At 64.1% G+C, this 25,203-nt stretch carries 35 protein-coding genes; 19 read left to right on the forward strand and 16 right to left on the reverse strand.

The window, feature by feature from the left end; genetic code table 11:
* Window positions 1-15 precede the first annotated feature (15 nt).
* Together DS839_RS31765 and DS839_RS31770 are read left to right on the forward strand one after the other, a co-directional pair.
* The gene (locus tag DS839_RS31765; protein WP_368912036.1) at window positions 16-537 is read left to right on the forward strand and encodes a DedA family protein; all 522 of its coding nucleotides are present in this window, start codon (window positions 16-18) and stop codon (window positions 535-537) included.
* A 277-nt stretch (window positions 538-814) separates the two neighbouring features.
* Window positions 815-1,630 carry a class I SAM-dependent methyltransferase gene (locus DS839_RS31770; protein ID WP_119274560.1) on the forward strand — a complete coding sequence of 272 codons (816 nt, stop codon included), beginning with the start codon at window positions 815-817 and terminating at the stop codon, window positions 1,628-1,630.
* 52 nt (window positions 1,631-1,682) lie between these two features.
* On the opposite strand, the gene DS839_RS31775 is transcribed toward DS839_RS31770, so the two are convergent.
* Window positions 1,683-2,588, reverse strand: coding sequence for a YihY/virulence factor BrkB family protein (locus DS839_RS31775; RefSeq protein WP_119274561.1), 906 nt, complete (start codon window positions 2,586-2,588; stop codon window positions 1,683-1,685).
* A 206-nt stretch (window positions 2,589-2,794) separates the two neighbouring features.
* On the opposite strand from DS839_RS31775, the gene DS839_RS31780 reads away from it, so the two are divergent.
* Window positions 2,795-3,313 carry a c-type cytochrome gene (locus DS839_RS31780; protein ID WP_119274562.1) on the forward strand — a complete coding sequence of 173 codons (519 nt, stop codon included), beginning with the start codon at window positions 2,795-2,797 and terminating at the stop codon, window positions 3,311-3,313.
* Window positions 3,314-3,319: 6 nt separating this feature from the next.
* Here the strand turns inward: DS839_RS31780 and DS839_RS31785 are convergent, their stop codons facing one another.
* The 3 genes from DS839_RS31785 to DS839_RS31795 form a co-directional block, all read right to left on the reverse strand.
* Entirely contained in the window at window positions 3,320-4,201 is an 882-nt protein-coding gene (locus DS839_RS31785; protein ID WP_119274563.1) for an alpha/beta hydrolase, read from the reverse strand.
* A gap of 223 nt (window positions 4,202-4,424) precedes the next feature.
* Complete coding sequence (locus DS839_RS31790) at window positions 4,425-4,760, reverse strand: hypothetical protein (RefSeq protein ID WP_162918940.1); 336 nt, start codon at window positions 4,758-4,760, stop codon at window positions 4,425-4,427.
* 17 nt (window positions 4,761-4,777) lie between these two features.
* A complete protein-coding gene (locus tag DS839_RS31795; RefSeq protein WP_119274565.1) occupies window positions 4,778-5,098 on the reverse strand; it encodes a hypothetical protein in 321 nt (106 codons plus the stop codon).
* 157 nt (window positions 5,099-5,255) lie between these two features.
* Here DS839_RS31795 and DS839_RS31800 point away from each other — a divergent pair, with 157 nt between their 5' ends.
* Window positions 5,256-5,489 carry a hypothetical protein gene (locus DS839_RS31800; protein WP_119274566.1) on the forward strand — a complete coding sequence of 78 codons (234 nt, stop codon included), beginning with the start codon at window positions 5,256-5,258 and terminating at the stop codon, window positions 5,487-5,489.
* Between the two features lie 194 nt (window positions 5,490-5,683).
* Window positions 5,684-6,724, forward strand: coding sequence for a hypothetical protein (locus DS839_RS31805; RefSeq protein ID WP_162918941.1), 1,041 nt, complete (start codon window positions 5,684-5,686; stop codon window positions 6,722-6,724).
* On the opposite strand, the gene DS839_RS31810 is transcribed toward DS839_RS31805, so the two are convergent.
* The 4 genes from DS839_RS31810 to DS839_RS31825 all read right to left on the reverse strand — a co-directional run bounded on the left by DS839_RS31810 (window position 6,721) and on the right by DS839_RS31825 (window position 7,813).
* A complete protein-coding gene (locus DS839_RS31810) occupies window positions 6,721-7,002 on the reverse strand; it encodes a hypothetical protein (protein ID WP_119274568.1) in 282 nt (93 codons plus the stop codon). The two genes, DS839_RS31805 and DS839_RS31810, sit on opposite strands and share 4 nt — an antisense overlap.
* A gap of 170 nt (window positions 7,003-7,172) precedes the next feature.
* A complete protein-coding gene (locus tag DS839_RS31815; protein WP_119274569.1) occupies window positions 7,173-7,358 on the reverse strand; it encodes a hypothetical protein in 186 nt (61 codons plus the stop codon).
* 34 nt (window positions 7,359-7,392) lie between these two features.
* The gene (locus DS839_RS31820) at window positions 7,393-7,611 is read right to left on the reverse strand and encodes a hypothetical protein (protein ID WP_119274570.1); all 219 of its coding nucleotides are present in this window, start codon (window positions 7,609-7,611) and stop codon (window positions 7,393-7,395) included.
* Complete coding sequence (locus DS839_RS31825; protein ID WP_119274571.1) at window positions 7,601-7,813, reverse strand: hypothetical protein; 213 nt, start codon at window positions 7,811-7,813, stop codon at window positions 7,601-7,603. The genes DS839_RS31820 and DS839_RS31825 overlap by 11 nt, the downstream gene beginning before the upstream one ends.
* A 409-nt stretch (window positions 7,814-8,222) precedes the next feature.
* On the opposite strand from DS839_RS31825, the gene DS839_RS31830 reads away from it, so the two are divergent.
* Together DS839_RS31830 and DS839_RS31835 are read left to right on the forward strand one after the other, a co-directional pair.
* Window positions 8,223-8,498, forward strand: a complete 276-nt coding sequence (locus DS839_RS31830) for a hypothetical protein (protein WP_119274572.1) — start codon at window positions 8,223-8,225, stop codon at window positions 8,496-8,498.
* Complete coding sequence (locus tag DS839_RS31835; RefSeq protein WP_119274573.1) at window positions 8,495-8,893, forward strand: hypothetical protein; 399 nt, start codon at window positions 8,495-8,497, stop codon at window positions 8,891-8,893. The genes DS839_RS31830 and DS839_RS31835 overlap by 4 nt, the downstream gene beginning before the upstream one ends.
* A gap of 10 nt (window positions 8,894-8,903) precedes the next feature.
* Here DS839_RS31835 and DS839_RS31840 read toward each other — a convergent pair whose 3' ends face one another.
* Together DS839_RS31840 and DS839_RS31845 are read right to left on the reverse strand one after the other, a co-directional pair.
* On the reverse strand, window positions 8,904-9,146 hold the full coding sequence (locus DS839_RS31840; RefSeq protein WP_119274574.1) for a hypothetical protein: 243 nt from the start codon (window positions 9,144-9,146) through the stop codon (window positions 8,904-8,906).
* Between the two features lie 204 nt (window positions 9,147-9,350).
* Complete coding sequence (locus DS839_RS31845) at window positions 9,351-10,040, reverse strand: DUF899 family protein (RefSeq protein WP_119274575.1); 690 nt, start codon at window positions 10,038-10,040, stop codon at window positions 9,351-9,353.
* Between the two features lie 338 nt (window positions 10,041-10,378).
* Between DS839_RS31845 and DS839_RS31850 the strand changes: the two genes are divergently transcribed.
* On the forward strand, window positions 10,379-11,413 hold the full coding sequence (locus tag DS839_RS31850) for a methyltransferase (RefSeq protein ID WP_119274576.1): 1,035 nt from the start codon (window positions 10,379-10,381) through the stop codon (window positions 11,411-11,413).
* Between the two features lie 64 nt (window positions 11,414-11,477).
* On the opposite strand, the gene DS839_RS31855 is transcribed toward DS839_RS31850, so the two are convergent.
* The gene (locus tag DS839_RS31855; RefSeq protein ID WP_119274577.1) at window positions 11,478-12,779 is read right to left on the reverse strand and encodes an MFS transporter; all 1,302 of its coding nucleotides are present in this window, start codon (window positions 12,777-12,779) and stop codon (window positions 11,478-11,480) included.
* Window positions 12,780-12,917: 138 nt separating this feature from the next.
* On the opposite strand from DS839_RS31855, the gene DS839_RS31860 reads away from it, so the two are divergent.
* Window positions 12,918-13,277, forward strand: a complete 360-nt coding sequence (locus DS839_RS31860; RefSeq protein ID WP_119274578.1) for a DUF488 domain-containing protein — start codon at window positions 12,918-12,920, stop codon at window positions 13,275-13,277.
* 8 nt (window positions 13,278-13,285) lie between these two features.
* Window positions 13,286-13,714, forward strand: coding sequence for a VOC family protein (locus tag DS839_RS31865; RefSeq protein WP_119274579.1), 429 nt, complete (start codon window positions 13,286-13,288; stop codon window positions 13,712-13,714).
* On the opposite strand, the gene DS839_RS31870 is transcribed toward DS839_RS31865, so the two are convergent.
* Window positions 13,711-14,463, reverse strand: a complete 753-nt coding sequence (locus DS839_RS31870) for a GNAT family N-acetyltransferase (RefSeq protein WP_119274580.1) — start codon at window positions 14,461-14,463, stop codon at window positions 13,711-13,713. The genes DS839_RS31865 and DS839_RS31870 overlap by 4 nt on opposite strands.
* Entirely contained in the window at window positions 14,460-15,104 is a 645-nt protein-coding gene (locus DS839_RS31875; RefSeq protein ID WP_119274581.1) for a glutathione S-transferase family protein, read from the reverse strand. The genes DS839_RS31870 and DS839_RS31875 overlap by 4 nt, the downstream gene beginning before the upstream one ends.
* Window positions 15,105-15,159: 55 nt before the next feature.
* Between DS839_RS31875 and DS839_RS31880 the strand changes: the two genes are divergently transcribed.
* The 5 genes from DS839_RS31880 to DS839_RS31900 all read left to right on the forward strand — a co-directional run bounded on the left by DS839_RS31880 (window position 15,160) and on the right by DS839_RS31900 (window position 18,873).
* Entirely contained in the window at window positions 15,160-15,738 is a 579-nt protein-coding gene (locus tag DS839_RS31880) for a TetR/AcrR family transcriptional regulator (protein WP_119274582.1), read from the forward strand.
* 7 nt (window positions 15,739-15,745) lie between these two features.
* Window positions 15,746-16,201 (forward strand): preQ(1) synthase, encoded by a 456-nt coding sequence (gene queF / locus DS839_RS31885; RefSeq protein ID WP_119274583.1) that lies wholly within the window; start codon window positions 15,746-15,748, stop codon window positions 16,199-16,201.
* Between the two features lie 9 nt (window positions 16,202-16,210).
* Window positions 16,211-16,780, forward strand: a complete 570-nt coding sequence (locus DS839_RS31890; protein ID WP_119274584.1) for a VUT family protein — start codon at window positions 16,211-16,213, stop codon at window positions 16,778-16,780.
* 38 nt (window positions 16,781-16,818) lie between these two features.
* Window positions 16,819-18,315 carry an alkaline phosphatase D family protein gene (locus DS839_RS31895; protein ID WP_368912037.1) on the forward strand — a complete coding sequence of 499 codons (1,497 nt, stop codon included), beginning with the start codon at window positions 16,819-16,821 and terminating at the stop codon, window positions 18,313-18,315.
* Between the two features lie 63 nt (window positions 18,316-18,378).
* Complete coding sequence (locus tag DS839_RS31900) at window positions 18,379-18,873, forward strand: anthrone oxygenase family protein (protein WP_119274585.1); 495 nt, start codon at window positions 18,379-18,381, stop codon at window positions 18,871-18,873.
* Window positions 18,874-18,876: 3 nt separating this feature from the next.
* On the opposite strand, the gene DS839_RS31905 is transcribed toward DS839_RS31900, so the two are convergent.
* Both DS839_RS31905 and DS839_RS31910 read right to left on the reverse strand, forming a co-directional pair.
* Window positions 18,877-19,818: an arginase family protein gene (locus DS839_RS31905; protein ID WP_119274586.1), complete on the reverse strand. Its 942-nt coding sequence runs from the start codon at window positions 19,816-19,818 to the stop codon at window positions 18,877-18,879.
* A gap of 12 nt (window positions 19,819-19,830) precedes the next feature.
* A complete protein-coding gene (locus tag DS839_RS31910; RefSeq protein ID WP_119274587.1) occupies window positions 19,831-20,052 on the reverse strand; it encodes a hypothetical protein in 222 nt (73 codons plus the stop codon).
* Window positions 20,053-20,264: 212 nt separating this feature from the next.
* Here DS839_RS31910 and DS839_RS31915 point away from each other — a divergent pair, with 212 nt between their 5' ends.
* Together DS839_RS31915 and DS839_RS31920 are read left to right on the forward strand one after the other, a co-directional pair.
* Window positions 20,265-20,948, forward strand: a complete 684-nt coding sequence (locus DS839_RS31915) for a MarR family winged helix-turn-helix transcriptional regulator (protein ID WP_119274588.1) — start codon at window positions 20,265-20,267, stop codon at window positions 20,946-20,948.
* The gene (locus DS839_RS31920) at window positions 20,945-21,667 is read left to right on the forward strand and encodes a hypothetical protein (protein ID WP_119274589.1); all 723 of its coding nucleotides are present in this window, start codon (window positions 20,945-20,947) and stop codon (window positions 21,665-21,667) included. Before DS839_RS31915 ends, DS839_RS31920 begins: the two co-directional genes overlap by 4 nt.
* Here DS839_RS31920 and DS839_RS31925 read toward each other — a convergent pair.
* Window positions 21,657-22,415 carry an adenylate/guanylate cyclase domain-containing protein gene (locus DS839_RS31925; RefSeq protein ID WP_119274590.1) on the reverse strand — a complete coding sequence of 253 codons (759 nt, stop codon included), beginning with the start codon at window positions 22,413-22,415 and terminating at the stop codon, window positions 21,657-21,659. The genes DS839_RS31920 and DS839_RS31925 overlap by 11 nt on opposite strands.
* A 221-nt stretch (window positions 22,416-22,636) precedes the next feature.
* Here DS839_RS31925 and DS839_RS31930 point away from each other — a divergent pair, with 221 nt between their 5' ends.
* Window positions 22,637-23,734, forward strand: a complete 1,098-nt coding sequence (locus DS839_RS31930) for a TRAP transporter substrate-binding protein (RefSeq protein WP_119274591.1) — start codon at window positions 22,637-22,639, stop codon at window positions 23,732-23,734.
* A gap of 150 nt (window positions 23,735-23,884) precedes the next feature.
* On the forward strand, window positions 23,885-24,982 hold the full coding sequence (locus tag DS839_RS31935; RefSeq protein ID WP_119274592.1) for a TRAP transporter substrate-binding protein: 1,098 nt from the start codon (window positions 23,885-23,887) through the stop codon (window positions 24,980-24,982).
* Window positions 24,983-25,203: the final 221 nt, after the last annotated feature.

Raw genomic sequence — 25,203 nt, forward strand, 5'->3', positions numbered from 1 at the left:
ATCGTCGGCGATTTCCTGAGCTTTCTGCACGACGCAGGCCACGTGCTCGAGCCCTACATCCGGCACTTCGGCCTGCCGGCGCTGTTTGTCATCGTCTATCTGGAAGCGCTCGGCGCACCGGTTCCGGGCGAAAGCGCACTGGTGGTCTCGTCACTGCTTGCCGCCAACGGCGAGTTCTCCGTGTGGGCCTTGGTCGCGGTCGTCTGGGCCGCTGCAGTGCTTGGCGACAGCACCGGCTACGCCATCGGCCGGTTCGGCAGCCGCCCCTTGCTTCTCAAATACGGCTGGCTCGTCAAGCTCACGCCGAAGCGCCTGGCTCATATCGAAGAGCTTTTCAAGCGCCACGGCCCGCTGATCGTGGTCGGTGCCCGCTTCGTGGTCGTGCTCAGGCAACTCAACGGCATTGTCGCGGGTTCGATGAGCATGGCTTGGCCGCGCTTCCTTGCAGCCAATGCGCTGGGCGGTGCGCTATGGGCGCTAATCTGGGGCCTTGGACCCTATCTGGTCGGAGACTGGTTCGGGCTGAAGCACCGCTGAGCCGGGGCGAATTCCCGTCGCGAGATCATCTGGCTGGGCGAGGAGAAGGCGGTCTTCACCTTCGGCATCGAGGCTCGCGACGCGCGGCGATACGCAGTCTCGCCTCCGTTGTCAGGACGAGCAAGCGCATTCGGCCATAAGGGAAATACTGTGCGGTCTATTGCGCAAGAAGCTCCGTATACGTCTTAAAATCGCTCTTCAAAGCCTGTTTTCGCTTGCTTCCTCAACCCATTTCGAATATGCGCGCCCATCGCAAAATCTGGATGGAGCAATCCCCATGAATCCGAACAAGGCGCTTTGGGAGAAAGGTGATTTCACGCGCATCGCCGCGAGCATGCGCGAGAGCGGCGATGAGCTGGTCGAGAAGCTCGGCATCAAGAAAGGCATGAAGGTGCTCGATCTCGGCTGCGGCGACGGGACCACGGCGGTGCCGGAAGCGAAGCGCGGCGCCGACGTGCTGGGCGTCGATATCGCGCGCAACCTCGTCGAGGCCGGCAACAAGCGGGCGCGCGAGATGGGCCTTGCGAATCTCAAATTCGAGGAAGGCGATGCCACCGACCTGAAGCCCCTCAAGGACAAGAGCTTCGATCTCGTGGTCAGCATCTTCGGCGCCATGTTCGCGCCGAAGCCCTTCGATGTCGCGAAGGAGATGGTGCGCGTGACCAAACCGGGGGGAAAAATCGTCATGGGCAACTGGATCCCCAACGACCCGACCCTCGTCGCGCAGATCCTGAAGATCAGCGGCGCCTATACGCCGCCGCCGCCCGAGGGCTTCGTCAGCCCGATGCTGTGGGGCGTCGAAACCAATGTGGTGGAGCGCTTCGTCCAGGCCGGCGTCAAAAAGGAGAACGTGTCCTGCGTGCGCGATACGTTCCGGTTCAAGAATTCGCGTCCCCCTTCGGCCTTCGTCGATGACTTCAAGACCTATTACGGCCCGACGATGAACGCCTTCGAGGCGGCCGAGCAATCCGGCCGTTCGGTTGAGCTCAAGAAGGAATTGGACAAGCTCTTCGAGAGCCAGAATACGAGCCCGGCCAAAAGCGAGACGTCGATCGCTGCGACCTATCTGCGGGTGACGGTGAATGTAGGATAAGCGAAGCCGAGGCTTCGTTTCGGCGCAGCAAGGTCGGGCAGCTGACCCGGCCTCAGCTTGCGCTTCGCCGCTCGGCATAGGCGCGGGTGATCTCGGCGCCGAAGAGGACGAGCTGCGCCGAATAATAGACCCAGATCAGGACGACGACGAGCGAGGCGGCGGCGCCATAGGTCGATTCGAGGCCCTGCTTGCCGATATAGACGCCGATCAGGAATTTCCCCAGCTCGAACAGGAGCGCGGTGATGAAGGCGCCGGGCAGTACATCGCGCCACAGGACGTCGATGTCAGGCAGGAACCTGAACATCATGGCGAAGAGCAGCGTGGTGACGAGAAGCGACACGCAAAGGCTCACCAGCTGGAAGAGCGCCTCGGGGAAATAGCCCGACAGCGCTTCGCCCATGGCCGACAGAAGCGCCGTAATCAGGAGCGACACCAGCAGCAGAAAGCCCATGGCGAGCACGCCCGCGAGCGAGACGGCATATTTGCGGATGAAGCCCAGTACGCCCGAAGCGGGCTTCGCCTCGGCGCTCCAGACGAGATTGAGCGCGTCCTTGAGCTGGACGACGACGGTCACGGCGGCGATGAGCATGGCGGCAACGCCCACCAGGCCGGTGAGGAGGCCCTCGCGCGGCCGCCCTGCGCCTGCGAGCAGGCTCTCGATGACCCTGGCGCCCTGCTCGCCCACGAGGCTCGCGAGCTGCACGCTCACCTGCCCGCGCACCGCCTCCGCGCCGAAGACCAGACCGGCGATCGAGATCGAGATCAGCATCACGGGGCCCAGTGCGAAGAGCGAATAGAAGGCAAGCGCTGCCCCTTGCGTCGACATGCCATGGGCGAGCCAGCCAGAGCCTGCGTCCTTGAGAAGCGCCCACCAGGCATGGGGCCCGAGCAGGCCAGGCCATGACGGACGAGCGCCGGTCGCGCGCGTCTTCCAGGAGGTGCCTGAGCGGGAGTCCATGATGAATTTCACCTAAAACGATAATCGGCATTCATGCCCGAGAGTTCCGCTCCGTCTCGTCGTGCCGCGATGGGGGTGAACGCTACCCAGGCAGGAACCTTTCCGGCCCGCGCCGCATTGACGTTCGTCAGACGGCGAAATCCTGAAACATGTGAGGATGCGCGCGGCATCCGGGGACAAATCAAGAATCAGCGAAGGAGGAAGCCATGTTCGGGTCTGCCATTCGCATCGCCTTCTTGACTGCATCAGTGCTCATCCCATCCCTCGCCATTGCCGACACGCCCGCCAAGCGCGGCGAATATCTCGTCACGGTCACCGGCTGCAACGACTGCCACACGCCCGGCTATTTCTTCGGCAAGCCCGATACGGAGCGGTTCCTCGGCGGATCGGATGTCGGCTTCGAGATTCCGGGCCTCGGCGTCTTCGTCGGCCCCAACATCACGCCCGACAGGAAGACCGGCATCGGCAGCTGGACGCCGGAGCAGATCACCGCCGCGATCCAGAGCGGGATGAGACCGGACGGCCGCGTCCTGGCGCCGATCATGCCCTGGCATGCTTTTGCCCATCTGACCAAGGACGACGCGATGGCGATCACGGCCTATCTGCAAAGCCTGCCGCCGGTCGTGAACAAGGTCCCCGGTCCGTTCAAACCGGGCGAGAAGGTCACGAGCTTCACGTTCCGGATCCTGCCGCCCGGCGAAACCGCAGCCGCCGCGCCGAAATAGGTGGGGCTACTGCTTCGTGTCACCCGCCATCATGTCGGCGGCGGAGAGCCAGTCGCTCACCACCTTGACGTCCTCATCGCCGAGCAAATGCCCGGCCGCCACCTGGCGCGCATCGACGGTCGCACCCCGGTTGCGCAGCAGGGCTTCGAGCACCGGAGCGAAGGGCGCATAGATCCTGTCCTTCTCGCCGGAGACGGTGAGGAAACGAACCCTACGCAAATCGGTCTCGGGCGCTTTGGTCAGGACCGGCATGGCGCGCAGCAGCACGGCGCGTTCGATGAGGCCGGGATAGAGCAGGCTCACCGCCGCGATCAGATTGGCGCCGTTGGAATAGCCGATGAAGACGGTGTGCTCGAGATCGAGCTTTTCCGCCGCCATCCGACTTTTGAGAAAATCGACGAAGGCCTTCGCCTCCTTGCGGATGTCGGCCTGGTCGAACTCGGTCGGCGTGATGCGCGCATACCAGCGCTTGATGCCCTTCTGCACGATGCGGCCGCGCACGCCCAAGAGCGTCGCGTCGGGCGCCACGCGCAAAGCGAGCTTGAACAGGCTCGCCTCGTCGCCGCCCGAGCCATGCAACAGGACGATCGTCTCGGTCGAGGGCGCCTCGGGGCGCAGCAGGCGATAGACGAAATGCCGGGCATGGGTGATCGGCCCGGCGATGACCGGCGTCGTCGCGGCCGCGTCGTGGCGCAGCACCGGCTGCGCCGCCGAGGCGGTTGCGGGCTCGCCCTTGGCTTCGGGGCAAGGCTCGGGCTTAGCGCCTGCCGCCAGCCCCGTTGGATCCTTTTGCGCGCAGAGAGATGAATCGCGGGCCTCAGCGAGGCCTGCGCATCCCAAGAAGGCGGTCAGGATTAGAACCAGCGCAGCGAGACGATTATTGTCCATGAAGCGATATCCAGCCGTTGCCTTTCCGAAACATCTTCGAGATGCGAGCGGTCCCCGCTCGTCAAACTGGCCGCCGATATCACGGTTCTAGGAGTTCCCCGGCCTCGCGCCGCAGCGCTCGAGTTCGCGGGCGGCGGCGCTTGATAGCAAGTTTCTCGCCGATGTCACGTGAAAATTGCACGGCATGGATGTTCCCCTGCCGGAACTTTCTTGGGCGCCTCTCCTATTGGCGCGACGTCTTGCCTTTGCCCGTCCGCCTGGTGATCTGCTTCAGCCGCTTCGTCTCGACGTCGACGCAATGAGTCTCGGCATCGATGTCGTCCTCGGCCTCGGTCTCGACCGCGAGTAGGCGGGAAACGACGACGCCCTGCGCACGGGCGTTCAGCGTCCGCGCCAGCTCGAGCGCGCGTAGGGCGGCGGCACCTTCGGCCGGACGCGGCGCGCCATCGAGGGTGCGGATCTCGTGCACATGCACGATGCGGCCCGACTTCCCGTCATAGACCACGGCGCGGGCGCGGTGGACCAGGCGCTCGGCGCTCTCGTCATGGATCGGCAGCATGGGGGCCTCCTTCATCATCAGAACTCGTAACGGGTGAAAACCGCTTTCGCGGCCTGGTCCTTGCCGGTCGCGACGCCGACCGTCACCGAGGACATGCGCTGGCGGAACACCGAAGAGCGCCATTGCTCCCAACCGCCGAAAGTCTCCGTCACTTCCTGCCCGTCGATCTGAGGGCGCGAGCGCACCGAGACGATGCCGGCGAATTGCGTGCCCTCGCCGATCGTGCCCGTGAGCGAGGCGATGACGAAGGTCGAGCGCGGCGCGAAATTGATGTCGGCCGTGTGGATCTGGCCGCCCGATTGCTTCCAGGCCGTGGTCGCCATGTTGATGACGGGCATGAGGGCCTCCTCGCTTTCGCCTGCGCAACCACTATCTCGTCCTATCTTGGCGGTCTGTGGGCAAACTCACAGGGCACGCCGGTTACTTGTCGTAACATTCATTGAAGGAACCGGCGGCTCACCCCGCCGGTTGGTTCCGGCAAGCGCGGAGGAGCGGATGCGAAACAAAGCCAAAACCGGCGCCAGCGATGCGCCCTATGCCACGACCGGTGCCGTCCTTCTGTCGGGAACCCCCTCCGCCAGTGTCGCGTTCGTCAGCCGACGGACGGAACCGGAAGCGGCCAACGGCGTCGACCGGCCGTTCTTCCTCTGGCTGCTCGCCGCCCTCATCGCCGCGACCCTCGTCTCAGGCGTCATCGCCATGTCGGCCGTGGTGCGGATCGGACCCTGATCCTGCTTCGCGCCAGGGCGCTTCGCAGGACCGAGCCCTCCTAAGCTTCCTGCTTCGGCTGCTGTCTCAAGCGTCCCCTTCTCCCGCTTTGCGGGAGAAGGGAAACTGATGGAGGAATTTTCCTGTCACGACCGCTTAGATAATCTCACTGGCCGTCCTTCCGCTTTGCTGGCTCTCTCGGCAGAGCCATGGACATGACCACCAACGTGCCGACCCGCGCCTCAGGCCCGGCGCGGCCAGAGGCTTCAGCCTTGCGTATCGCGATCTATCCGGAGACGGCCAAGGTCGGGCTCAGGCTCGAGACCTTGCGCGCTTTCGCCACGGCCCTGGCCCACACACCCCATCAGGTCGATTGGGTGGAGGACAAGACCTACAGCCCGTGCGACGTCGCCATCCTCTATGGCGCGCCCGGCATCGGCGAAGGACGGCGGCGGCAGATCCGCCAGAAGATCCTCAACGAGCACAAGGGCCCGGTGCTCATCGTCGAAACCCCGCTCTTCGGCCGCAAGGTGCCGGCGATCGCCGCTGCGGCAGGCGGCCTGCTGAAAGGCGGGCTTCCCCACTTCCTGGCCAAGGCGCCGGCGGAAAGCTTTGGCCATTTCCGCATCTCCATCGGCGGCTCGTTCCACGACACCGGCCAGTTCTGCAACGAGCCGACCGATCCGCTCCGCTGGGACCGGCTCGCCGCCGAGCTCGGCCTCACGGTCAAACCCTGGCGTGCGACAGGTGAGCATATATTGCTCATCGGCCAGGTGCCGGGCGATGCCTCCTTGCGCGGCCTCGATGTGGTCAAATGGCTCGAAAGCACGGTCATCGATCTGCGCCTCATCACCAGGCGCCCGATCCTCATCCGCCCGCACCCGCTCTCGCCGCCGGCAGCATTGCGCAGCCTGAAACGCCGCCTGAAGCCCGACAAATCGGTGCGCTGGGACATGAAGCCCGGCACGCCTTTGCGCAGCAGCCTCAGCGCTGCCTGGGCGACCGTCACCTATTCATCGAGTGCCGCGATCGATTCCCTCATCTCCGGCGTGCCCGTCATCGCGCTTTCACCCGCGAGCCTCGCCTGGCCGGTCAGCGATCACGGGATCTCAGATGTTTTGGAGCCGACGCTCTACGACAGAAAACCCTGGCTCGACCGCCTCGCCCATTCGCAATGGTCGATCGAGGAGATCGAGAACGGCACGGTGTGGCGGCGTTTCGCCGGGAAGATCGGGGAGCTGGTCGCTGGCCGCTAGAGCGCGGGCGCCACCTTCTTTGCAGGTACTGCCGGCGCCTTGCGCGCATCGGGTGAGACCGCGCCGGAATCGCGCATCGGCCCATGGCCGTTCACCATGGTCGAGGTCTCGGCGAGGAGCCGGCGCGACCGCGCGATCAGCTCGCGCGATTCTTGCTCCAGCTTGCGCGAGGTCTCGATGCACCGCTGCATGCCGGCGAGCCGTCTTGCCAGAAAGACCTCGGCCGCGTGACGCTGACGATAGGCCTCTTCAATGAGGGTGAATGAGCTGTAAGACATATCGTGCTCCACGCTTGAGGCGGGAGCACAGGTCTCTCTCTGCCGTCAGCGCCCGGTTGCATCAAGCACGTGCCGACGATGATCCGAGCATAGGCCCTTTCCGCTCCGGGCCCAAGCTCCAAATCCTTCTTCCGCGAAGCCGCTGCATTTCGATCCGGCCTGATTTCCCGTCATGGACGACGGCTCGGGCGCGATGGGATCTCGCGCAGCCACCGCGAGTCCGAGACCGGCGCTTTCTTCACCAGCAAATGCTGATGCTCGCCGCACGCCCATTTGACGGGCACATCGTCGCTCGGCCGATAGCCGAAGGGCGCAGGGGCCGTGCAGCCTTCGACGAGGCAGTCTCTCTCTGTCATTCAGGGAGAGACCGCAAGCGCTTCCCGTGCCGGGTCAAGCCGTTTCGACAAGCCTGACACCGGCCTCGCGTCCCTTCCTGGTTGACGCTTCCATATTCCGTTCGCAAAGCCTGGCATGCAGTTCCAGCAGCTCCGCCACATGTTCCGAGCCGCATTGCGCGGCAAGCGCGCGCGCCCGCGCCGGCATCGACAGCGACGTGAGACGGCGCACCATGGCATTGTCGTTGCCGGGTGAAGATTTCCTATGCCGCATGGGGTTCCGTCCTCCGGGGCGCGCCGTAGAGCGCAAGGGATAGCAAGGTCGCAAAGTCGCGCTTTCCTTCGTCCACATGGCCAAGGATGCGGGCCGCGATGACGGCTCTGGTTGAATCGTCCGAATTGCCCAGCCGGAGGCAGGCTTGATCGACCACCTCGACCAGCAACGCCATTTCCTGGGGATCGAAAGAGTTTCGCATGGGCGGCTCCTTCCTACTATTAGGCGGGAGCGCACGCATCTCTCAGCCGTCAGTGCCTAGGTTGCAATCAGACCCGCTGACGATGAAAACACCTTCGCACCCGGCGGCAGGACAAGCAAGGTAAATCGGGTTTCCGCATGATTACATATCGGTGACCCCAACGCCGCTTCTTCTCGAGGATGCCAGCGCCGGCTCACAACAACGGATTAGGACAATCGGACGATCCGTGCGATAGGAGCCATCGTCAGGCCTCCCTTCATCTGCAGTCAGCCAAAGGCCCGAGGGAATCCTGCTGTCGCCGCCCGGCAATGCGAGAAGAGCGCCGGTCCCGTCTTGAGCATTGCGTCACTGCCGATTGCGCCGAACCCTTGCGGGATCCGGGCGCCTTGAACAAGGAAACTTGGTCCTCATGGCCACTCATCGCTTCGCCGTCGGCCAGAATGTGCGCCTCCTGCAAAGCGTGATCACGCGCGGCAAATCCATCGCCTGCGAAGTCGTGCAGATCATGCCGTTCGACGGCGCGTGCTTCCAGTATCGCATCAGGGCCGCGGATGAGCGTTTCGACAGGATCGCCAAGGAGCATGAGCTCGCCGAGGCCGCCCCGCCGCAAAGCGAGATGGACCATCCGGAACAGTCCGGATGGACCGACAAATTCACCTCAATCGCCAAAAAAGGAAATCAATGAACTTCTTCAAATCGACAGAAACGAGCAAATCACCGCGCGCCGCCGCCCAGAACGTGCTCAGGCAAAAACGCCTGGCGCATGAGCAGGCGCAAAAAGACGCCGGCGTCTGGGGCGACATGGCGGTCGGGCAGATCGTGGCTGAAAACAAAGTCTTCATGCATCACTGGAAGGGAAATGCGCTGACCGACCTTTTCGTCCTGGCGGGCAAGAAGCCGCGCGAGATGACGCCTGCCGAGCATGAAGCCCTCGTCGCCTGGCTGAAGTCACGCGCCTATGAGGGATTCACGCAAAGCCTAGTCGCCTGGAATATCAATGAAGGCGAGGCGCTCAGGGTCAAGAACGAGCATCTGGAAAAGCACCGCTCGAACGGCCTCGAAGTGATCAATCCGGCCTGAAGCCCGCTCGTCAGCCGGCCCGCTTCGACCGCACGCGCCGGCCGCGGGCGTCGCCCGATGGGGGAGCGGAAAGCGGCGTCTTCGAGCGCGGCAGCGCTACACGGTCGACCGTGCCGGCCTCCGCCTCGGCCGCAAGCCGCAACTGCCGGAGATGCTCGGTCTTGGCGGCGCGCGCACGCGCCTCCATCTCGATGATGCTCATCGCGGCATCATGGGTCGCCTTGGCTCTCAGCACACTGATTGAAGAAGACATAGCAGCTCTCTCTAAGGTTCTTTCAATAACAGTCGGCAGCGCAGCCGGTACATCCGCGGTCTACGCTGCTGACACGGATCTGGGACCCGTTATGATCGATGTTCCGAAATCGGTGATTTCTGCGCTCAAAGGCGCCGGCCCAACTAAGGTGGGGAAAACTTCGACGAACCCAATATGGTGTGCGCGCGCCGGATTACAAGATGCCTATTCCCCCTCCAGGTAATGCTCTTCCAGGAACCTGGAGCGGAAATTCTGCGGCGGGGTATCGAAGTCCGGGCGGCCCTCGGGCGTGAAGTCCAGCAAATTCCAGTAGGGCCACACCGTGTCGACATGGTTCGACGGCAGCTCGCTGGCCCAGAAATGAAAGATCTTGTCCGTTTCCCGCGTGAAGACATGCAGCATCGGCAATTGCATGTCGTCGGATTGGCGCTGGCATTTGTAATCGGCCTGGAAGGGAGAGGCATAGCCGGAGAGAAGTGCGATCTGCGACCAGCCGCGCGTCCTCGCCCAGTCATTGATCTTCTGAGGCGGCGCCTTGGCGATGGCGGCAAAAGCGGCGCTGCGCGTCACCGAATACCAGCTGCGGTCGAAGCCGTCGACCAGCGAGGTGCAGGAAGGACAGGGCTTGTCCCAATTGGGACCGAACATGAAGGAATAAAGCAGCAGCGTGTCCTTGTCGGCGAACAACTCGGAGAATCTCACGCTTTCGCCGACCTTCCCGTCATTGGCCCATTGGAAGACATAGTCTTGCTTCAGCTCGCCGCCCTGCGGCAGCGTGCGGCGTTTCGCGGCCACGGCTTTCACCTTGTCGACCAGCGCCTGCTCCTCCTTCAGCAACTCGTCCCGCGCCGCGCGATAGGCCTTGCTTTCATTCGGATATTGCAGCTCGCTCATCGTCGTCTCCTTGGCTTCTTCGCCGCTCGACTAAGCAAAAAGAGCGCCCGCGCCTTTTGTTCCCCGCCGGGGCTTGCCTTTGTGGGCCAAAGCGTGCGAGTTGGGAAATCTCAGCATGCGGGACTGAGCCTCGGGCAAAGCTGGAAATCCCTGCTCGCGGATCGATAATTCCCTGCTCGTTTTTCTAAGCCCTTGATATTGCTCAGGCCGGCAATTTTTTCGAAAAGTTCCCTGATATTCCCTGAAAATCCCTGATATTCGCTGTTCTTTGCTTTGGACTGCACCCCACGGGTGAGACAGGTTTAATTGAGTGACACGGGTTTTTGAGGAGGGACGGCATGCCCGATCGAACGAAGCCTGAAGGCGAGGCGCTTCCGCCCGCGGCGCAACTGGTGCAGATGGCATCCGGCTATTGGGTGTCGTGCATCGTCCATGCTGCAGCGACGCTCGGCCTCGCCGACAGGCTGGCGGAAGGCCCGAAGAGTGCCCAGGAGATCGCCGGCACGGCGGAGTGCAATCCTCGCGCTTTGCACCGGCTGATGCGCAGCCTCGCGAGCCTCGGCCTCCTCACCGAGACGGAGGGCGGGCGCTTCGCCTTGACGCCGCTCGGTGCGGCGCTGAAGACGGGCGCACCCGGTTCGGCGCGCGCCTCCGTCCTCACCTTGTGCAGCCCGTGGTTCGCGCATGCCATGGAAGAGCTCCCCTACAGCGTGCGCACCGGCAAGACGGCCTTCGAGAAGATCAACGGCATGCCGGTGTTCGATTATCTGGGCCAGCATCCGGAGGCCGCCTCGCTCTTCAGCGAGACGATGATCGGCATCCATGGCAGCGAGCCGCTGGCTGTCGCCGAGGCCTACGATTTCTCACAGCTCGGAACCCTCATCGATGTCGGCGGTGCCAGCGGCAACCTGCTGGCCGAGATCCTGATGCGCCACAAGGGCCCACGCGGCATATTGGCCGACCTGCCGCATGTGGTGAAGGACGCGCCGGCCTTGCTCGAGGCCAAGGGCGTCGCCGATCGCGTCGCCATCGAGGCGCATGACTTCTTCAAGTCGGTCCCGCAAGGCGGCGATGCCTATATCCTCTCGCATGTCATCCATGACTGGAGCGAGGCGCAGTGCCTGACGATTCTCGCAAACCTGCACAAGGCCATGAAGCCCGAGGCGCGCCTTCTCCTCGTCGAGATGGTGCTGCCCGGCAAGGACGAGCCGCATTTCGGCAAGATCCTGGACATGGTGATGCTGGCGCTGCCGGGCGGCGAGGAGCGGACGGCGGATGAATATGCGGCACTTCTCGCCAAAGCGGGCTTCAAGCTGACGCGCGTGGTGCCCACGCAATCGACCGTCAGCGTCATCGAGGCGCGAAAGGCGTGAGTCTTTTATCTGGCGCGTGATCGGACGGAAAACCGGTATCCACTTTTCCTGATCACGCGCTGCCTCACGCCGGCAGCACCGAATCCGACAAGGCCTGCCGCCGGCTCTCATGCAGCGACAGGACCGCGACAACCGATATGGCGGCGCAGGCCGTGATGTAATAGGCCGGCATCACCGGGTTGTTGGTCGTCTCGATCAGCCAGGTGGCGACGGCGGGCGCCGTGCCGCCGGCGAGGCCGACCGACAGATTATACGCCGCCGAAACCGCGGAGCAGCGCACATGGCGCGGAAACACCTCGCACAGGACGATCGGGTTGACCGAGCCATAGGAGCCGATCAGCAAGGTGAAGCCCAATTGGCCGAGGAAGACGTAGAGGCCGTCGCCGGTGCGCATTAATTCGAAGAGCGGCCAGGAGAAGAGCAGCAAGCCCAACGCCGCCGTGGCGAGGATCGGCTTGCGGCCGATGCGGTCGGAAAGACGCGACATGACGAGGACCACGCCGAGCAGGATCACCATGTTGAGCGAGTTGATCCACAGCGCCGTGCGGGCACCCATGTCCGCGGCAAGCTTCAGCCAGGAGATGAGATAGACGAAGATCAGATAGAAGGCGACGGCATTGACCAGGCTGATCGCCACCGCCTGCAGCATGGCGACGGGATGCTCGCGCAAGGCCTGCAGGAGCGGCGAGCCTTTCTTGGCCGCCGGCTTGTCGAAGGGCATGCGCCGTCTCAGCAGGAAGCCGGCGACGCCCACCAGCACGCCGAACAGGAAGGGGATGCGCCAGCCCCAGGCCACGACCTGATCGAGCGGCAGCGTGTTCATGACCAGCGCGCCGACGGCGGAACCGAGCAGGATGCCGCCCGTCGCGCCGAACACCGCCCAGGCGGTGGCGGCGCCGCGTTTGTCCGGATGCGCGGTCTCGGCGAGGAAGACGGCGGAGCTCGTATATTCGCCGCCCACCGCCAGGCCCTGCATCATGCGGCAGGCGAGCATCAGGACCGAAGCCCAGATGCCGATCTGGGCATAGGTCGGCAACAGGCCCATGATGAGAGTCGGCACCGCCATCGCCACCACCGACCAGAGCAAAGCGGGACCGCGGCCGACACGGTCGCCGATATGGCCGAAGAGGATGGCGCCCAGGGGCCGCATGAGGAAGCCGACGGCGAAGACCGCATAGGCGGCGAGCAGCGAGGTGCGCGGATCCTCGGCCGGGAAATAAAGACTGCCGATGGTGCGGGCGAAGAAGCCGTAAATGGCGAAATCGTACCATTCCATCACATTGCCGACGATGCCGGCCCAGACGATGCGCCGGCGGTGGCCGTGGTGGCTGTCCGCCGTCGACACCGGCTGTGCTGTGCTTGCCATGATCAGATCTCCCTCACGACATGCCCTTGCGCGTCATGGACCGGCCGGGCCGAATCTAGACCCCAGGTAAGCATAGGACCAAGGGCCGGGCAATGCGGGCTTTGACGGAACTCTCTGCCATCCTATCTTTTAGTAATCATGAGCCGGCTGCAGCTGAAACGCGTCTATGACGCACCCGGCAGGAGCGATGGCGCGCGTGTCCTGGTCGACCGCCTGTGGCCGCGCGGCATCGCCAAGGACAAGGCCGCCATCGACCTGTGGCTCAAGGACATCGCGCCGAGCAGCGACCTGCGCAAAAAGTTCCACGGCCATCCGGAAGCCTGGGACGATTTCGTCAGCGCCTACAAGCGGGAGCTCACCGGCACCGCGGCGCAACTCGCCGCGGCCGAACTCGAGGCGCTGATGCGCAAGGGGACGGTCACGCTCCTCTATGCGGCGCGCGACGACACCCACAACAACGCCGTGGCGCTCAAGACCTGGCTCGAGAAGAGGAGTTGAGGAACATCATGCTGCTGCACAGAGGCCGGCTCCTCGATCACGTCCACCTCAACGCCCGGGATCTCGAAGCGAGCAAGCGCTTCTACAAGGCCGTCATCGAGGCCTTGGGCAAGGACATCGCGGTGGTGGAAGGTCCGGGCTTCTTCTATGCCGATGAGCTCTGGGTCCAGGCCGTGACGGCGGGCAGCCAGGCGACAAGGGTCCATATCGCTTTCCAGGCCGAAGATCATGACACGGTGCGCCGCTTCCATGAGGCGGGCGTCGCGGCCGGCGGGCGCGACAATGGCGCACCTGGCCCCCGCAATTACCACCCCGGCTATTTCGCGGCCTTCCTCCTCGATCCCGACGGCAACAATGTCGAGGCCGTCTATCACGGCGAAGGCAAACGCTCGGCCGCATCGGTCGAGATCCTCGCGACGCTGCCGGGTGAGGATTAGACATCAAGCCTGAGGCTCGTGCCGATGCGGCGCAGATTGAGGCGCTCGATGACGCGGCGCGAGGCCTTGTTGTCCTGGGCCGCCGAATAGAACAAGGCGCGCGAGGCGAGCGCCGGGTGGTTCGACCAGGCCGCCGTTGCCAGCGCGGCAAAGCCGCGGCCGCGGAATTTGGGCACGGTGGCGAGGCCGAGTTCGGCGCCCTCGCCCGAAAGCCGCGCGGCAAAGGCGATCGAGGCCACTTCGCCCTGGCAAAGGAGCATGCACCAGGGCGGCCAGAGATCGCCCACTTCGCGCATCTTCAGTACGACGAGGTTCTCCGGCATGCCGCCTTCGGCGATCGCCGCCTCGAAGCGCAGGGCTGCGGCGCTGCCGGATGAGACGAGCTCATCGTCGCCAGTGACCGGCAGGTTGCGCGGCAATTCATAGGTGACCTCGAGGTCGCGCCGGGGCACTGCGCCGTCGCGGGCGAGAAGCCGCTCATAGCGGCCGATATGAAGCGGAAGCGTCGCCGGCACATGGAAAGGTGGCTCGCTGCGGCTGAGCGCCAGGAGCTCGGCGGCAACGGCGTCATCGACATCCTGGTGGACGCCCGCGACATTGCCTTGGGCCGAGCCTCCGAGCCAGAAGAGCGGGCCCGCCGACCGGTCGGGATCGTTCTCGCGCAGGATGCGTCCCGGCGCTCCCGGCACGAAGAGGGTGCGGAAGTCGATCGCGACGAGAGCGAGGTCGGCTCGATCTGGTGGTTTCACGTCGCTCCTTCGAGCCTGATGCCTTCCGCCTGAAGCGTCTTCAGCACCGAGGCGCGGCGGGCGAGCGCTCCGGCGAAGCGCGCATAATTGGCGTAAGTTCCGGGCATGTCGATACCGATGACATTGCCCCAGCGATAGAAGACGAGAAGGAAGGCATCGACGGCGGTGAAGCCGTCGCCCACCGCATGGGGCGCGGTGAGCTTCGCATCGATTGTCGCCAGATAGTCGGGGATGGTCTTGGGGCCCTTGGCGGTGATGCTGTCATGCACGCTCGCGTCGTCGGAAAAGCGCTGCGGCCGCCACAGGCAGCCAAAACCTTGCGCATGAACTGTGCCCGAGAGCCAGTTCATCCATTCATAGGCACGCGCCTGGTCGATGAGGCTCCGGCCCATGAGATGGCGCTCGGGGGCGAGCAGCGACAAAGCGGTGGCGATGGCGGGAAGCTCGGTGATCACCTCGCGATCGAGCGCCAGCACCGGCACGCGCCGCTTCGGATTGAGGCGGCCGAATTCCTCGGTCTGAAGCGCCCCCTCCCTGATCGGCACCCTGACGGGCTCGAAAGCAAGGCCGAGCTCGTTGAGGAGCACATGGGGTGCGAATGAGCAGGCGCCCGGCGAATACCACAATCTGATGGCGGGCATGGTGATTCCTCTTTACTAGGTAGACCAGTCTACCTACAGTCTGGGCGTGACGTCAATGAAGCGAAAAACGGCGGGAGACGAGGAAAAGCAAGGGCGGGCCAGGCTCATGGAGGCGGCTTGCCGGCTGTTCACCAGGCGCGGCACCGCCAATGTCGGCATCAACGAAGTGACGGCGGAGGCGGGCGTCGCCCGCATGACGCTCTACAACAACTTTCCCTCCAAGGAGAAACTCACCCAAGCCGTCTATGAGGAGATGGCAAAAGCGACGCTTGCCCGGGTCGATGCCGTCCTCGCCGGCGAAAAGGGCGAGAAGGCCCGCATCGCTGCCCTCTTCGATCATTTCGGCCGCAATGCGAACAAGCCCTCGTTCCGCGGCTGCTCCTTCATCCATGCGAGCCTGCAGGAGGCCGATCCGCACGGCGCCCTGCACGGGGTCGTCCAGGCCTATAAGAAGGCCTTGCGCGAGCGCGTTCTCGGAGCGCTCGACGCCAGGCGGCGCAGGCCAAAGCTCCTCGCCGACCAGATCGTCATCCTCCTCGACGGTGCCGTCACCGAGGCCTATATCCAAGGTGTGCCCGATGCGACGACGGCGGCGAAAAGCGCCGCCTTGACGCTGCTCGCGCATACTGCTTGAGAAAGCCATGACCGACCTTGACCACACCTTGCTGGGGAAACCCGCCGGCATTCCCGCTTCGCCGGAAGAAGCCGTGCTCGACACGGTTCCCAATCCGCAGGCCGGAACGCTCTATCTGGCGCGCTTCACCTGCCCCGAATTCACCTCGCTCTGTCCGGTGACCGGGCAGCCCGATTTCGGCCATCTGGTGATCGACTATGCGCCCGACCGGTTGCTGGTGGAGTCGAAATCGCTAAAACTCTTCCTGCACAGTTTTCGCAACCACGGCGCCTTCCATGAGGACTGCACGGTCTATGTCGCCAAGCGTTTCTGCGACGCGGCCAAGCCCACATGGCTGCGCATCGGCGGCTATTGGTATCCACGCGGCGGCATTCCCATAGACGTCTTCTGGCAGACAGGCGAGCCGCCGCAAGGCCTGTGGATTCCGGAACAAGGTGTCGCAAGCTATCGCGGCCGGGGCTAGGACAAGGTCATGAACGACGCGATCGAAACACTGCGCCGGCGCGAAGGTCTGATCTTCCTCGCGGGGTTCGCCCTGTGCATCCCGGCCGCCAACTGGCTCATCCTCCATGTCGGCACGACCTGCGTGCCGCAAGGGCCTTGCCTCATCCCGGTGGCGCCGAATGTGATGGCGCCGAGCGGCGTCGTGATGGTGGGCCTCGCCCTCGTGCTCCGCGATCTCGTGCAGCGTCGCCTCGGCATCAAGATCGCGATCCTCGGCATCCTGTTCGGCGCCCTGCTCTCCGCCCTCTTCGCACCCAAGGCGCTGGTCCTGGCTTCGGCCGCAGCCTTCCTCATCTCGGAGACCGCCGATCTCCTCGTCTATACGCCGCTGCAGAAACGCGGCCTGATGCGCGCCGTCGCCGCCAGCAGCATGGTCGGATTGGTGATCGACAGCATCGTCTTCCTCACCCTCGCTTTCGGCAGCCTCGCCTTCCTGGAAGGCCAGGTGATCGGCAAGGCCTGGATGGTCCTCCTCGCCCTTCCCGCCATCGCTTGGCTCAGGCGGCGTGACGAACGTATCGGCCTGACACCCGCGTGAGCATCACCCGCCGCCGGCTCCTCGCCTCATCCGCCGCCATGCTGGCGATGCCGGCCTTGAGCCGCGCGGCGTCGCGGCCCGTCATCAGCCATGGCGTCCAGTCGGGCGATGTCGAACAGACATCGGGCATCGTCTGGGCGCGGAGCGACCGGCCGGCACGGCTCCATATCGAGATCGCGACGACCGAGAGTTTCGCCGATGCCCGCAAGCTCAAGCCTGTCACAGCATTGCCCGGCAATGATCTGGCGGCGAAGCGGCTCGTCACCGGCCTCCCTCCCGATCAGACCATCTTCTATCGCCTGCGCTTCGGCGATCTCAGCGACGTCAACGGCATGAGCGAGCCCGTCATCGGGCGCTTCCGGACCGCGCCGGCGACAAAGCGGGGCGTGCGTTTCGTCTGGTCGGCCGACACGGCGGGCCAGGGTTTTGGCATCAACCCGGATGACGGCGGCATGAAGACCTACGCCACGATGGCGGCGCATGATCCCGATTTCTTCCTGCATTCGGGCGACACGATCTATGCCGACGGTCCGATCAGGCCGCAGCTCAAGACCGCCAACGGATTGTGGAAGAACATCGTCGCCGACGGCGTCGACAAGGTGGCCGAGACGCTCGCCGAGTTCCGCGGCCGCTTCAAATACAATCTGCTCGACGACAATCTCCGTGCCTTCAACGCGAATGTTCCCACCTTCTGCCAGTGGGACGATCACGAGGTCCTCGACAACTGGTCCTGGGGCAAGGATCTTACCGCCGATGACCGCTATACGGAGAAGTCGATCGAATTCCTGAGCGAGAGAGCGTCCCGCGCCTTTCACGAGATGATGCCGATCCGGCATCTGCCGGGCGATCCGTTGCGCGTCTATCGCCAGATCGCCTATGGCCCCTTGCTCGATGTCTTCTTCCTCGATCTCAGGCGCTATCGCGGCGCCAATGGGGCGTCGCTGGAAACGGCGATGACGCCGCAATCGCGCATCCTGGGCGCACGCCAGCTCGGCTGGCTCCGCCAGGCGCTTGCCGCTTCCAAGGCGACATGGAAAGTGATCGCGTCCGACATGCCGTTGGGCCTCATCGTGTGGGACGACTGGAAGACGAAGACCGGTGTCGAGGCCATCGCCAATGGCGATCAAGGCGGGCCCTCGGGGCGTGAGCTCGAATTCGCCGAGCTTCTGCGCTTCATCAAACAGTCTGAGATCGGCAATGTCGTGTGGCTCACCGGGGACGTGCACTATACCGCAGCCCATCTCTATTCGCCGGACAAGGCGCAGTTTCAGGATTTCGAGCCCTTCTGGGAATTCGTCTCGGGCCCCCTCAATGCCGGCACCTTCGGCCCCAACGCGCTCGACATGACCTTCGGCCCCGAAGTGAAGTTCATGAAGGCACCGACGGCAGCGCAGGGACAGAACCTGCCGCCGTCCCTGGGGCTCCAGTTCTTCGGCATCGTCGATATCGACAACAAGAGCCGGCAGATGACGGTGAGGCTCATGGACCGCGGCAATCAGGAGCTCTACCGGGTGACGCTCGACCCGAAAGGGTGAGCTAGCAACTGGTAATCAGACGGCCCAGCGCGTAACGTTGCGCGCGACATACGGGAGGCATCCATGTCGCTCTTCACCATCCTCGAGATCCTCGCCATCATCGGGGCGGGGCTCACCGCCGGCATCTTCTTCGCTTTCTCGACCTTCGTCATGGCGGCGCTGGCGCGAATTCCGCCCGACCAGGGGATCGCGGCGATGAACTCGATCAATATCACGGTGATCAATCCGTGGTTCTTCACGGTGTTCTTCGGCACGCCCATCGTCTGCGCCATCCTCGCCGTCATGGCGCTGTTCAGATGGAGCGAGCCCGGCGCGGCACTCATCCTCGCAGGCTGCCTCATCTATATCGCAGGCTCGCTCGTCGTGACGATGGTGTTCAATGTGCCGCTCAACAATGCGCTCGCCGCCGTCACCTCGGCGAGCGGCGAGGGCGGCGCCTTGTGGACGCGCTATCTGCGCGACTGGACTTTCTGGAACACCGTGCGCACTGTGCTGCCGCTTCTGGCCATGCTTCTGTTCATCATCGCGATGAGCCTGCACGCCAGAGCAACCGCATAGATCTCACCGCGGCAATATCCCGTCCAGCATCGCGATCAGACGCCGGAAGGCCGCCGCCTCGTCGGGCGCGTGATCGGGATTGACCTCGGCAATGGTCAGCGTCCGCCAGTTGGGCGCGCTCACGAGGACCGCCAGCGCCGCCTCGAGCTCCGCCAATGTCAGGCCGGGCTGGCGGCGCACATTCTCGGCGATCGGGAAGTCCGTATAGGCCAGCACATCGACATCGAGATGAACGAGGAGACGCTCGAAGCCTTGGCCCCAGTCCAGGGCGCGCCGCGCCGCCGCTGCGGGATCAGCCTTGACGGCAGCAAGGCTGATCACGGCGAGGCCCCGCTCTTTGATGATGCGGGCTTCGACCGGGGTGATCGCATCGGCGGTGAAGAACAGGACAGCTTCCGGCGCCAGCAGCGGTCGGCGCGGCCCAAGGCCCGCAAGCTCAGATGCTGAACCCGGTAAGTCGAGGAGATGGGCGACGCCGGTCCAGTCCAAGGCACCATCGCTCGTCTCGGGTATGTTGAGATCGACATCGAGATCGACATAGACGAGGCCGACCGAGGGCTCGCTCTCTTTGCGCATCGGCTCATCCGAAAACCGCGTACACTTTTCGGGCCGATGCGCCACGGCGCCCGCCACGGTGCCGAGCTCGATGGTGCAGTCGCCGCCGAGCACCAGCACCGTCTCGCCCGCCTCCAGGCTTTTCGCGACCGATGCGGCAATGTCCGTGGCGACGCGCCGCACGGCATCGCGGTTCATCGCCTTGGGGTCATCAGGATCCGGCCGCCAGCGGAAGCCCGCGACATCGCCGCGATCGATCACATGCCGGCCGCTGCTCCGCAGGGCCTCGACAAGGCCATGGCGACGGAAGGCGTGTGGTGCTGACTCTTGCCCCGGCGCATAGGCGCCGGCGCTCGAGGGGGCGCCCAGGATGCAGAGCGGACGGCTCACCCTCTACCGGGATCAGGCGCGCGAGATGCGATAAGGCGCGGAACGGCGCTGGGGCCGCACAGGGGCGGGACGCAACTGCGGGCGGCGGCGCGGCGCATAGCCGTCCTCGAGGCGATCGATGACCCACTGCGCCCCATGGAAGGACAGGACATAGATGATCAATATCCAGCCGAAGCCCACAAGGGCGGCGAGGACGATCAGAGAAAACAAAGCCTTATGCGCTGTCAGAGTCATAGACCCCTCCCGCCTTCGAAACTTGCGAAGTCCAGATTTTCAAGCCGTCGGCCCGCCCGGGAAATCCACGGAGCTTCCCGGGCGGGCCGGGGCTTCAGCCGGCTTTCCAGCCTGGCGAAGCACGTGGCGAAAACGCCTGCCCATGAGAAAGGTTCCGGGGTCTTCCGCCAAGTTACTCTTGATTAATATAGGGGTCCTATGTATTTTGCGGCATGGTCAAATTCCCTTTATCACCGCTTCCCGAAAGGCTGCATGACGGCCTCGAACGCCTGGCGAGCCTGCACCGTCTTGAAGAGCGCCAGGCTTCAGGACCCCACGGGCTCAATCCTACCCAGCTCGCCATTCTCCGTCTGCTCCAGCGCCGCAAGACGGGCTTCAGGGTCAAGACCATCGCGCGCGAGCTGGGCCTCACCCAGCCGACCATCACCGACTCGCTCCTCGCCCTCGAGCGCAAGACTCTCATCGCACGGCTGAGCGATCCCCAGGACGGGCGGGCGCTTCTCATTCATCCGACCGAGGCCGGACGCGCGGCGCTGGCGACGGTGCAGGGCCAGATGTCCTTCATGCAGACAGCACTTGCGGGCTTGAGCCGCAAGGAGCAGGCGGCCCTGCTCCACATCATGATCAAGATGATCCGCGCGTTGCTGCAGGATCAGGCCATGCCGGTGCAGCGCATGTGCGTCACCTGCCGGCATTTCCGCCCTGAGGCGGCGCCCGGAACGGCGAAACCCCATTTTTGCGAATTCGTGAGAGCGCATTTCGGCTCCGCCGACATGCAGGTCGATTGCGGCGATCACGATGCGGCATCTCCCGACCACCAGGCTGCCACCTGGCGGAAATTCATCGGCGAGATGCCGGGCTCCGGGCAAAACCATCATGAGGAGACGATCGAATGAGATTACCTGCTTTGTGCGCCGTCCTGCTGCTGAGCGCAGCCTTTTCCGCCGTTTCATCCGCGCATGACATCACCGCCAAGAGCGACGGCAAGGTAGAGCCTGCCTTCGACATCACCAAGGCCCAGGCTGTGACCGACGGCCGCCTCGCCGAATTCGCCATGGAAGTCTCGGGCGAGGCCGGCAGCGTCAAGCCCAAAGCGACCGGCCAGCTCAAGGGCGCCAAGGTCGAAGCCTATGTCTGGCCGACCAAGATCGACCCAGCCGTAGTCGGCTTCGCGCAAGGCTCCGGCATCCTGGCGCTCGCCATCACCGCCCATCCCGATTTCGACGACACGCCGCTCTATGACGAGAACAATGACGGCGATCCCGCCAATGACGGGGCGAACTGGCATTCGCATTGGGTGGTGTTGGGCGAGGACAAGGCCTGCGGCGCCGGTCTCAAGGTGCGCGACGTTTCGCCAGGCAGCGATGTGCTGCCCGCGACCGGGCCCGGACTGCCGATCGCTCTCGACAGTCCGGGCATGTCGCCGCTCATCAAGGGCTCAGGCGTCAGGATCACGATGCCGCTCAAGGGCCAGCAAGATGCCGCCTTCGATGCCGTCACCGCCGAATTGCAGGTCAATGCTGAAGGCAAGGCGCCGCTGCTCTGCGTCACCGGCGTGCACAAGATCGCCTCGGGCAAGCTCACTTTCCCGGGAACGATCACGCTCAAGAAGTGACGGTCAGAACATGCGCCGTCACCGGATGCTCGATGCCCTTCAGGGTGAGCACCCGCGTCGTGCTTCCGGTGACGAGATCCGCTGCCGCCGCCGCGGCGGCCGGTGAGATGAGGATTTCGCCCGCCGCGGCCTTGGCTTCGAGCCGCGCGGTCAGATTGACCGCGCCGCCAATGGCCGTGAAGTCGCTGCGGAAATTCGAGAACTCGCCGATCTCGACCTCACCCGAATGCACACCGACGCCGGCACCCGGCGCCTTCTCGAGCACGCCGCCAACGCGCTGAGCGAGATCCGCGAACAGGCTCGCGCAGTTGCGCTGAAGTGCCGCCGCGGCCTTGATCGCGGCCTCGGCATGGCGTTCGATCTTGATGGGGAAATTGAAGATGGCCATCAGGCCGTCGCCCATCTGCTTGTTGACGATGCCATCCTCGGCCCAGATCGCTTCGGCGCAGCGATCCTGGAAGGCGCTGACGATCTCGCTCAAGGCCACGGGGTCGATCTCCTCGGAGAGGCTGGTGAAGCCGCGCATGTCGGCGAACAGCATGGTGACGTTGGCGGTAATGCGCCGGCGCTTCTGGACGAAGCGGAAGGAGCGCTCGCACACCGTGCAGATATTCGGATTCATCTTGCTCTGGGTGATGCCGACGACGCGCAAAGGAATGGCGAGCGGCCCGCGGATCGGGATGGGCATGTGCATCTGGTCCCAGCAGCCGCGGCAGATGCGGGCAGGCGTCGGCGAAGGCGATGGCATGGAGGTCCCCGTCAGTTCAGTGACGACGGTCCGCCGGCTGCCACCGGCGGACCGCCTCTTTCAGCCCGCTCCGGGCAAACCAGAGAAGGCGGCACATGATGCCAGAGACCACCTCTTTTTGCATCCTTTGGCGTATTGGCTTCCTCGGAAGCGCCCCTCTATAAGGGTTCTTCCGGCCTTCGCCGCCGGCCCCCATCCCGCACAAGCCAGAGGAAGTTTTCATGGATCGCCGCCGCTTTTTCACCACCACTGGAACCCTTGCCGCTGCCGCAACGACACTCGCGGCGCCTGCGATCGCGCAGTCGGCGCCTGAGCTCAAATGGCGCCTGACCTCGAGCTTCCCCAAGAGCCTCGACACGATCTTCGGCGCGGCCGAGGTGTTCGCCAAATTCGTCGCGGAAGCGAGTGATGGCCGATTCCAGATCCAGTGCTTTCCGGCGGGCGAGCTGGTGCCGGGACTCCAGGCCGCCGACAAGGTGACGGACGGCACCGTCGAGATGGCCCATACCTGCTCCTATTATTACTGGGGCAAGGACCCGACCTTCGCCTTCGGCACCGCCGTGCCCTTCGGCCTCAATTCGCGCCAGCAGAATGCCTGGTTCTATCATGGCGGCGGCAACGAGCTGCTCAATGAATTCTATGCCGCCTATAATTTCGTCGGCCTGCCGGGTGGCAATACCGGGGCCCAGATGGGCGGCTGGTTCCGCAAGGAGATCAAGACGCCGGAAGACCTCAAGGGCACCAAGATGCGTATCGCCGGCTTCGCTGGCGCCGTCATGCAGAAGCTCGGTGTGGTGCCGCAGCAGATCGCCGGCGGCGACATCTATCCCTCGCTCGAGAAAGGCACGATCGATGCCGCCGAATGGGTCGGCCCCTATGACGACCTGAAGCTCGGCTTCAACAAGGTGGCGCCGTTCTATTACTATCCGGGCTGGTGGGAAGGAGGTGCCGCGCTCCACTTCTTCATCAACAAGGGGAAATGGGAAGAGCTGCCGAAGACCTACCAGGCGATCATCACCGCGGCCGCCATGGCGGCCAATGTCGATGCCCAAGCCAAATACGATCAGGTCAATCCCCAGGCGATCAAGCAGCTCGTCGCCGACGGCGCCCAGCTTCGGCCGTATCCGCAAGCGGTGATGGAAGCCTGCTTCGCGGCCGCCAAGGAAACCTATGCCGAGATTTCGGCCAAGAACGCTGCCTTCAAGAAGCTCTACGATGCGATGGTCGCCCAGCGCAACGACGCCTATCTGTGGCAGCAAGTGTCTGAGAACACCTTCGACAGTTTCATGATGAACCAGCAGCGCAAGAAAGCGCTGTAACCGGACGGTCATCGGGTTCAGGTGTCGGGAATTGACACCTGAACCCCGATACCTGATACCTGATACCGGATAAGCCCGCGCAGCAAGACGGGCTGTTCGTTAGCGGAAACGGCCGCGGCGCTGAGTGCCGCTCAAGGGAGGACTTGCCAAATGGATCGCCGGAAATTCATCGCTTCCGCGGGAACTGCGGTTGCCGCAACGACAAGCGTCGCCGCGCCCGCTTTGGCGCAATCGGCGCCGCAGCTCAAATGGCGATTGACCTCGAGCTTCCCCAAGAGCCTCGACACGATCTATGGCGTCACCGAAGTCTTCGCCAAGAATGTAGCCGAGGCGACCGATGGCAAGTTCCAGATCCAGTGCTTCCCGGCTGGCGAGATCGTGCCGGGCCTCCAGGCCGCCGACAAGGTGACCGACGGCACGCTCGAAATGGCGCAAACCGCCTCCTACTATTACTGGGGCAAGGATCCGACCTTCGCCTTCGGCACGGCGGTGCCCTTCGGCCTCAATTCGCGCCAGCAGAATGCCTGGATGTATGAAGGCGGCGGCATCGATCTGATGAACGAGTTCTATGCCGGCTACAACATCTATGCGCTGCCCGCCGGCAATACCGGCGCCCAGATGGGCGGCTGGTTCCGCAAGGAGATCAAGACTGTCGCCGATTTGAAAGGCGTCAAGATGCGCATCGGCGGCTTCGGCGGCAAAGTGATCGCCAGGCTCGGCGTGGTGCCGCAGCAGATCGCCGGCGGCGACATCTATCCCGCACTCGAGAAGGGCACGATCGACGCCGCCGAATGGGTCGGCCCCTATGACGACCAGAAGCTCGGCTTCAACAAGGTGGCACCGTTCTATTACTATCCGGGCTGGTGGGAAGGCGGGCCCATGCTGCATTTCTTCATCAACAAGGGCAAATGGGAAGAGCTGCCGAAGAGCTACCAGGCGATCATCTCGAGCGCGTCAGCGCTCGTCAATGTCGACATGCAGGCGCGCTACGATCATCTCAACCCGCCGGCGCTCAAGAAGCTCGTCGCCGACGGCGCCAAGCTCCGCCCGTTCTCGGCAGAGATCCTGGAAGCCTGCTTCAATGCGTCGAAGGAAACCTATGCCGAGATCAACGCCACCAATGCCGCCTTCAAGAAGGTGCATGACGCGGTGATGGCCTATCGGGCCGATGCCTATCTGTGGCAGCAGGCGGCGGAAGGGACCTTCGACAATTTCATGATGTCGCAACAGCGCAAGAAGCGGCTGTAACCCCATCCCCTCTCCCCCTGCGGGGGAGAGGGTTAGGGTGAGGGGGAAGCGACGGACCAAGTTCTGTGAGAGGCAGAAGACTTCGCCGCCCGTTCCCCCTCACCCTCCCAATGCTGCGCATTGGGTCCCTCCCTGTACCCTTCTGGTGTCCTGTGCCGGGGATTAGACTGGCAGGACGGGTCGCTCTGCCGGGAGCCACCAAGCCCTCCGCGTTGCTGCGA

It is taken from the genome of Taklimakanibacter deserti (genome assembly GCA_003574785.1).

What these genes read in the sequence shown, in the direction of transcription:
- DS839_RS31770 (WP_119274560.1), top strand. Translation starts at nt 815, where the DNA reads ATGAATCCGAACAAGGCGCTTTGGGAGAAAGGTGATTTCACGCGCATC.
- DS839_RS31775 (WP_119274561.1), bottom strand. Translation starts at nt 2,588, where the DNA reads ATGGACTCCCGCTCAGGCACCTCCTGGAAGACGCGCGCGACCGGCGCT.
- DS839_RS31780 (WP_119274562.1), top strand. Translation starts at nt 2,795, where the DNA reads ATGTTCGGGTCTGCCATTCGCATCGCCTTCTTGACTGCATCAGTGCTC.
- DS839_RS31785 (WP_119274563.1), bottom strand. Translation starts at nt 4,201, where the DNA reads ATGGACAATAATCGTCTCGCTGCGCTGGTTCTAATCCTGACCGCCTTC.
- DS839_RS31790 (WP_162918940.1), bottom strand. Translation starts at nt 4,760, where the DNA reads ATGCTGCCGATCCATGACGAGAGCGCCGAGCGCCTGGTCCACCGCGCC.
- DS839_RS31795 (WP_119274565.1), bottom strand. Translation starts at nt 5,098, where the DNA reads ATGCCCGTCATCAACATGGCGACCACGGCCTGGAAGCAATCGGGCGGC.
- DS839_RS31800 (WP_119274566.1), top strand. Translation starts at nt 5,256, where the DNA reads ATGCGAAACAAAGCCAAAACCGGCGCCAGCGATGCGCCCTATGCCACG.
- DS839_RS31805 (WP_162918941.1), top strand. Translation starts at nt 5,684, where the DNA reads ATGACCACCAACGTGCCGACCCGCGCCTCAGGCCCGGCGCGGCCAGAG.
- DS839_RS31810 (WP_119274568.1), bottom strand. Translation starts at nt 7,002, where the DNA reads ATGTCTTACAGCTCATTCACCCTCATTGAAGAGGCCTATCGTCAGCGT.
- DS839_RS31815 (WP_119274569.1), bottom strand. Translation starts at nt 7,358, where the DNA reads ATGACAGAGAGAGACTGCCTCGTCGAAGGCTGCACGGCCCCTGCGCCC.
- DS839_RS31820 (WP_119274570.1), bottom strand. Translation starts at nt 7,611, where the DNA reads ATGCGGCATAGGAAATCTTCACCCGGCAACGACAATGCCATGGTGCGC.
- DS839_RS31825 (WP_119274571.1), bottom strand. Translation starts at nt 7,813, where the DNA reads ATGCGAAACTCTTTCGATCCCCAGGAAATGGCGTTGCTGGTCGAGGTG.
- DS839_RS31830 (WP_119274572.1), top strand. Translation starts at nt 8,223, where the DNA reads ATGGCCACTCATCGCTTCGCCGTCGGCCAGAATGTGCGCCTCCTGCAA.
- DS839_RS31835 (WP_119274573.1), top strand. Translation starts at nt 8,495, where the DNA reads ATGAACTTCTTCAAATCGACAGAAACGAGCAAATCACCGCGCGCCGCC.
- DS839_RS31840 (WP_119274574.1), bottom strand. Translation starts at nt 9,146, where the DNA reads ATGTCTTCTTCAATCAGTGTGCTGAGAGCCAAGGCGACCCATGATGCC.
- DS839_RS31845 (WP_119274575.1), bottom strand. Translation starts at nt 10,040, where the DNA reads ATGAGCGAGCTGCAATATCCGAATGAAAGCAAGGCCTATCGCGCGGCG.
- DS839_RS31850 (WP_119274576.1), top strand. Translation starts at nt 10,379, where the DNA reads ATGCCCGATCGAACGAAGCCTGAAGGCGAGGCGCTTCCGCCCGCGGCG.
- DS839_RS31855 (WP_119274577.1), bottom strand. Translation starts at nt 12,779, where the DNA reads ATGGCAAGCACAGCACAGCCGGTGTCGACGGCGGACAGCCACCACGGC.
- DS839_RS31860 (WP_119274578.1), top strand. Translation starts at nt 12,918, where the DNA reads ATGAGCCGGCTGCAGCTGAAACGCGTCTATGACGCACCCGGCAGGAGC.
- DS839_RS31865 (WP_119274579.1), top strand. Translation starts at nt 13,286, where the DNA reads ATGCTGCTGCACAGAGGCCGGCTCCTCGATCACGTCCACCTCAACGCC.
- DS839_RS31875 (WP_119274581.1), bottom strand. Translation starts at nt 15,104, where the DNA reads ATGCCCGCCATCAGATTGTGGTATTCGCCGGGCGCCTGCTCATTCGCA.
- DS839_RS31880 (WP_119274582.1), top strand. Translation starts at nt 15,160, where the DNA reads ATGAAGCGAAAAACGGCGGGAGACGAGGAAAAGCAAGGGCGGGCCAGG.
- queF (WP_119274583.1), top strand. Translation starts at nt 15,746, where the DNA reads ATGACCGACCTTGACCACACCTTGCTGGGGAAACCCGCCGGCATTCCC.
- DS839_RS31890 (WP_119274584.1), top strand. Translation starts at nt 16,211, where the DNA reads ATGAACGACGCGATCGAAACACTGCGCCGGCGCGAAGGTCTGATCTTC.
- DS839_RS31895 (WP_368912037.1), top strand. Translation starts at nt 16,819, where the DNA reads ATGCTGGCGATGCCGGCCTTGAGCCGCGCGGCGTCGCGGCCCGTCATC.
- DS839_RS31900 (WP_119274585.1), top strand. Translation starts at nt 18,379, where the DNA reads ATGTCGCTCTTCACCATCCTCGAGATCCTCGCCATCATCGGGGCGGGG.
- DS839_RS31910 (WP_119274587.1), bottom strand. Translation starts at nt 20,052, where the DNA reads ATGACTCTGACAGCGCATAAGGCTTTGTTTTCTCTGATCGTCCTCGCC.
- DS839_RS31915 (WP_119274588.1), top strand. Translation starts at nt 20,265, where the DNA reads ATGGTCAAATTCCCTTTATCACCGCTTCCCGAAAGGCTGCATGACGGC.
- DS839_RS31920 (WP_119274589.1), top strand. Translation starts at nt 20,945, where the DNA reads ATGAGATTACCTGCTTTGTGCGCCGTCCTGCTGCTGAGCGCAGCCTTT.
- DS839_RS31925 (WP_119274590.1), bottom strand. Translation starts at nt 22,415, where the DNA reads ATGCCATCGCCTTCGCCGACGCCTGCCCGCATCTGCCGCGGCTGCTGG.
- DS839_RS31930 (WP_119274591.1), top strand. Translation starts at nt 22,637, where the DNA reads ATGGATCGCCGCCGCTTTTTCACCACCACTGGAACCCTTGCCGCTGCC.
- DS839_RS31935 (WP_119274592.1), top strand. Translation starts at nt 23,885, where the DNA reads ATGGATCGCCGGAAATTCATCGCTTCCGCGGGAACTGCGGTTGCCGCA.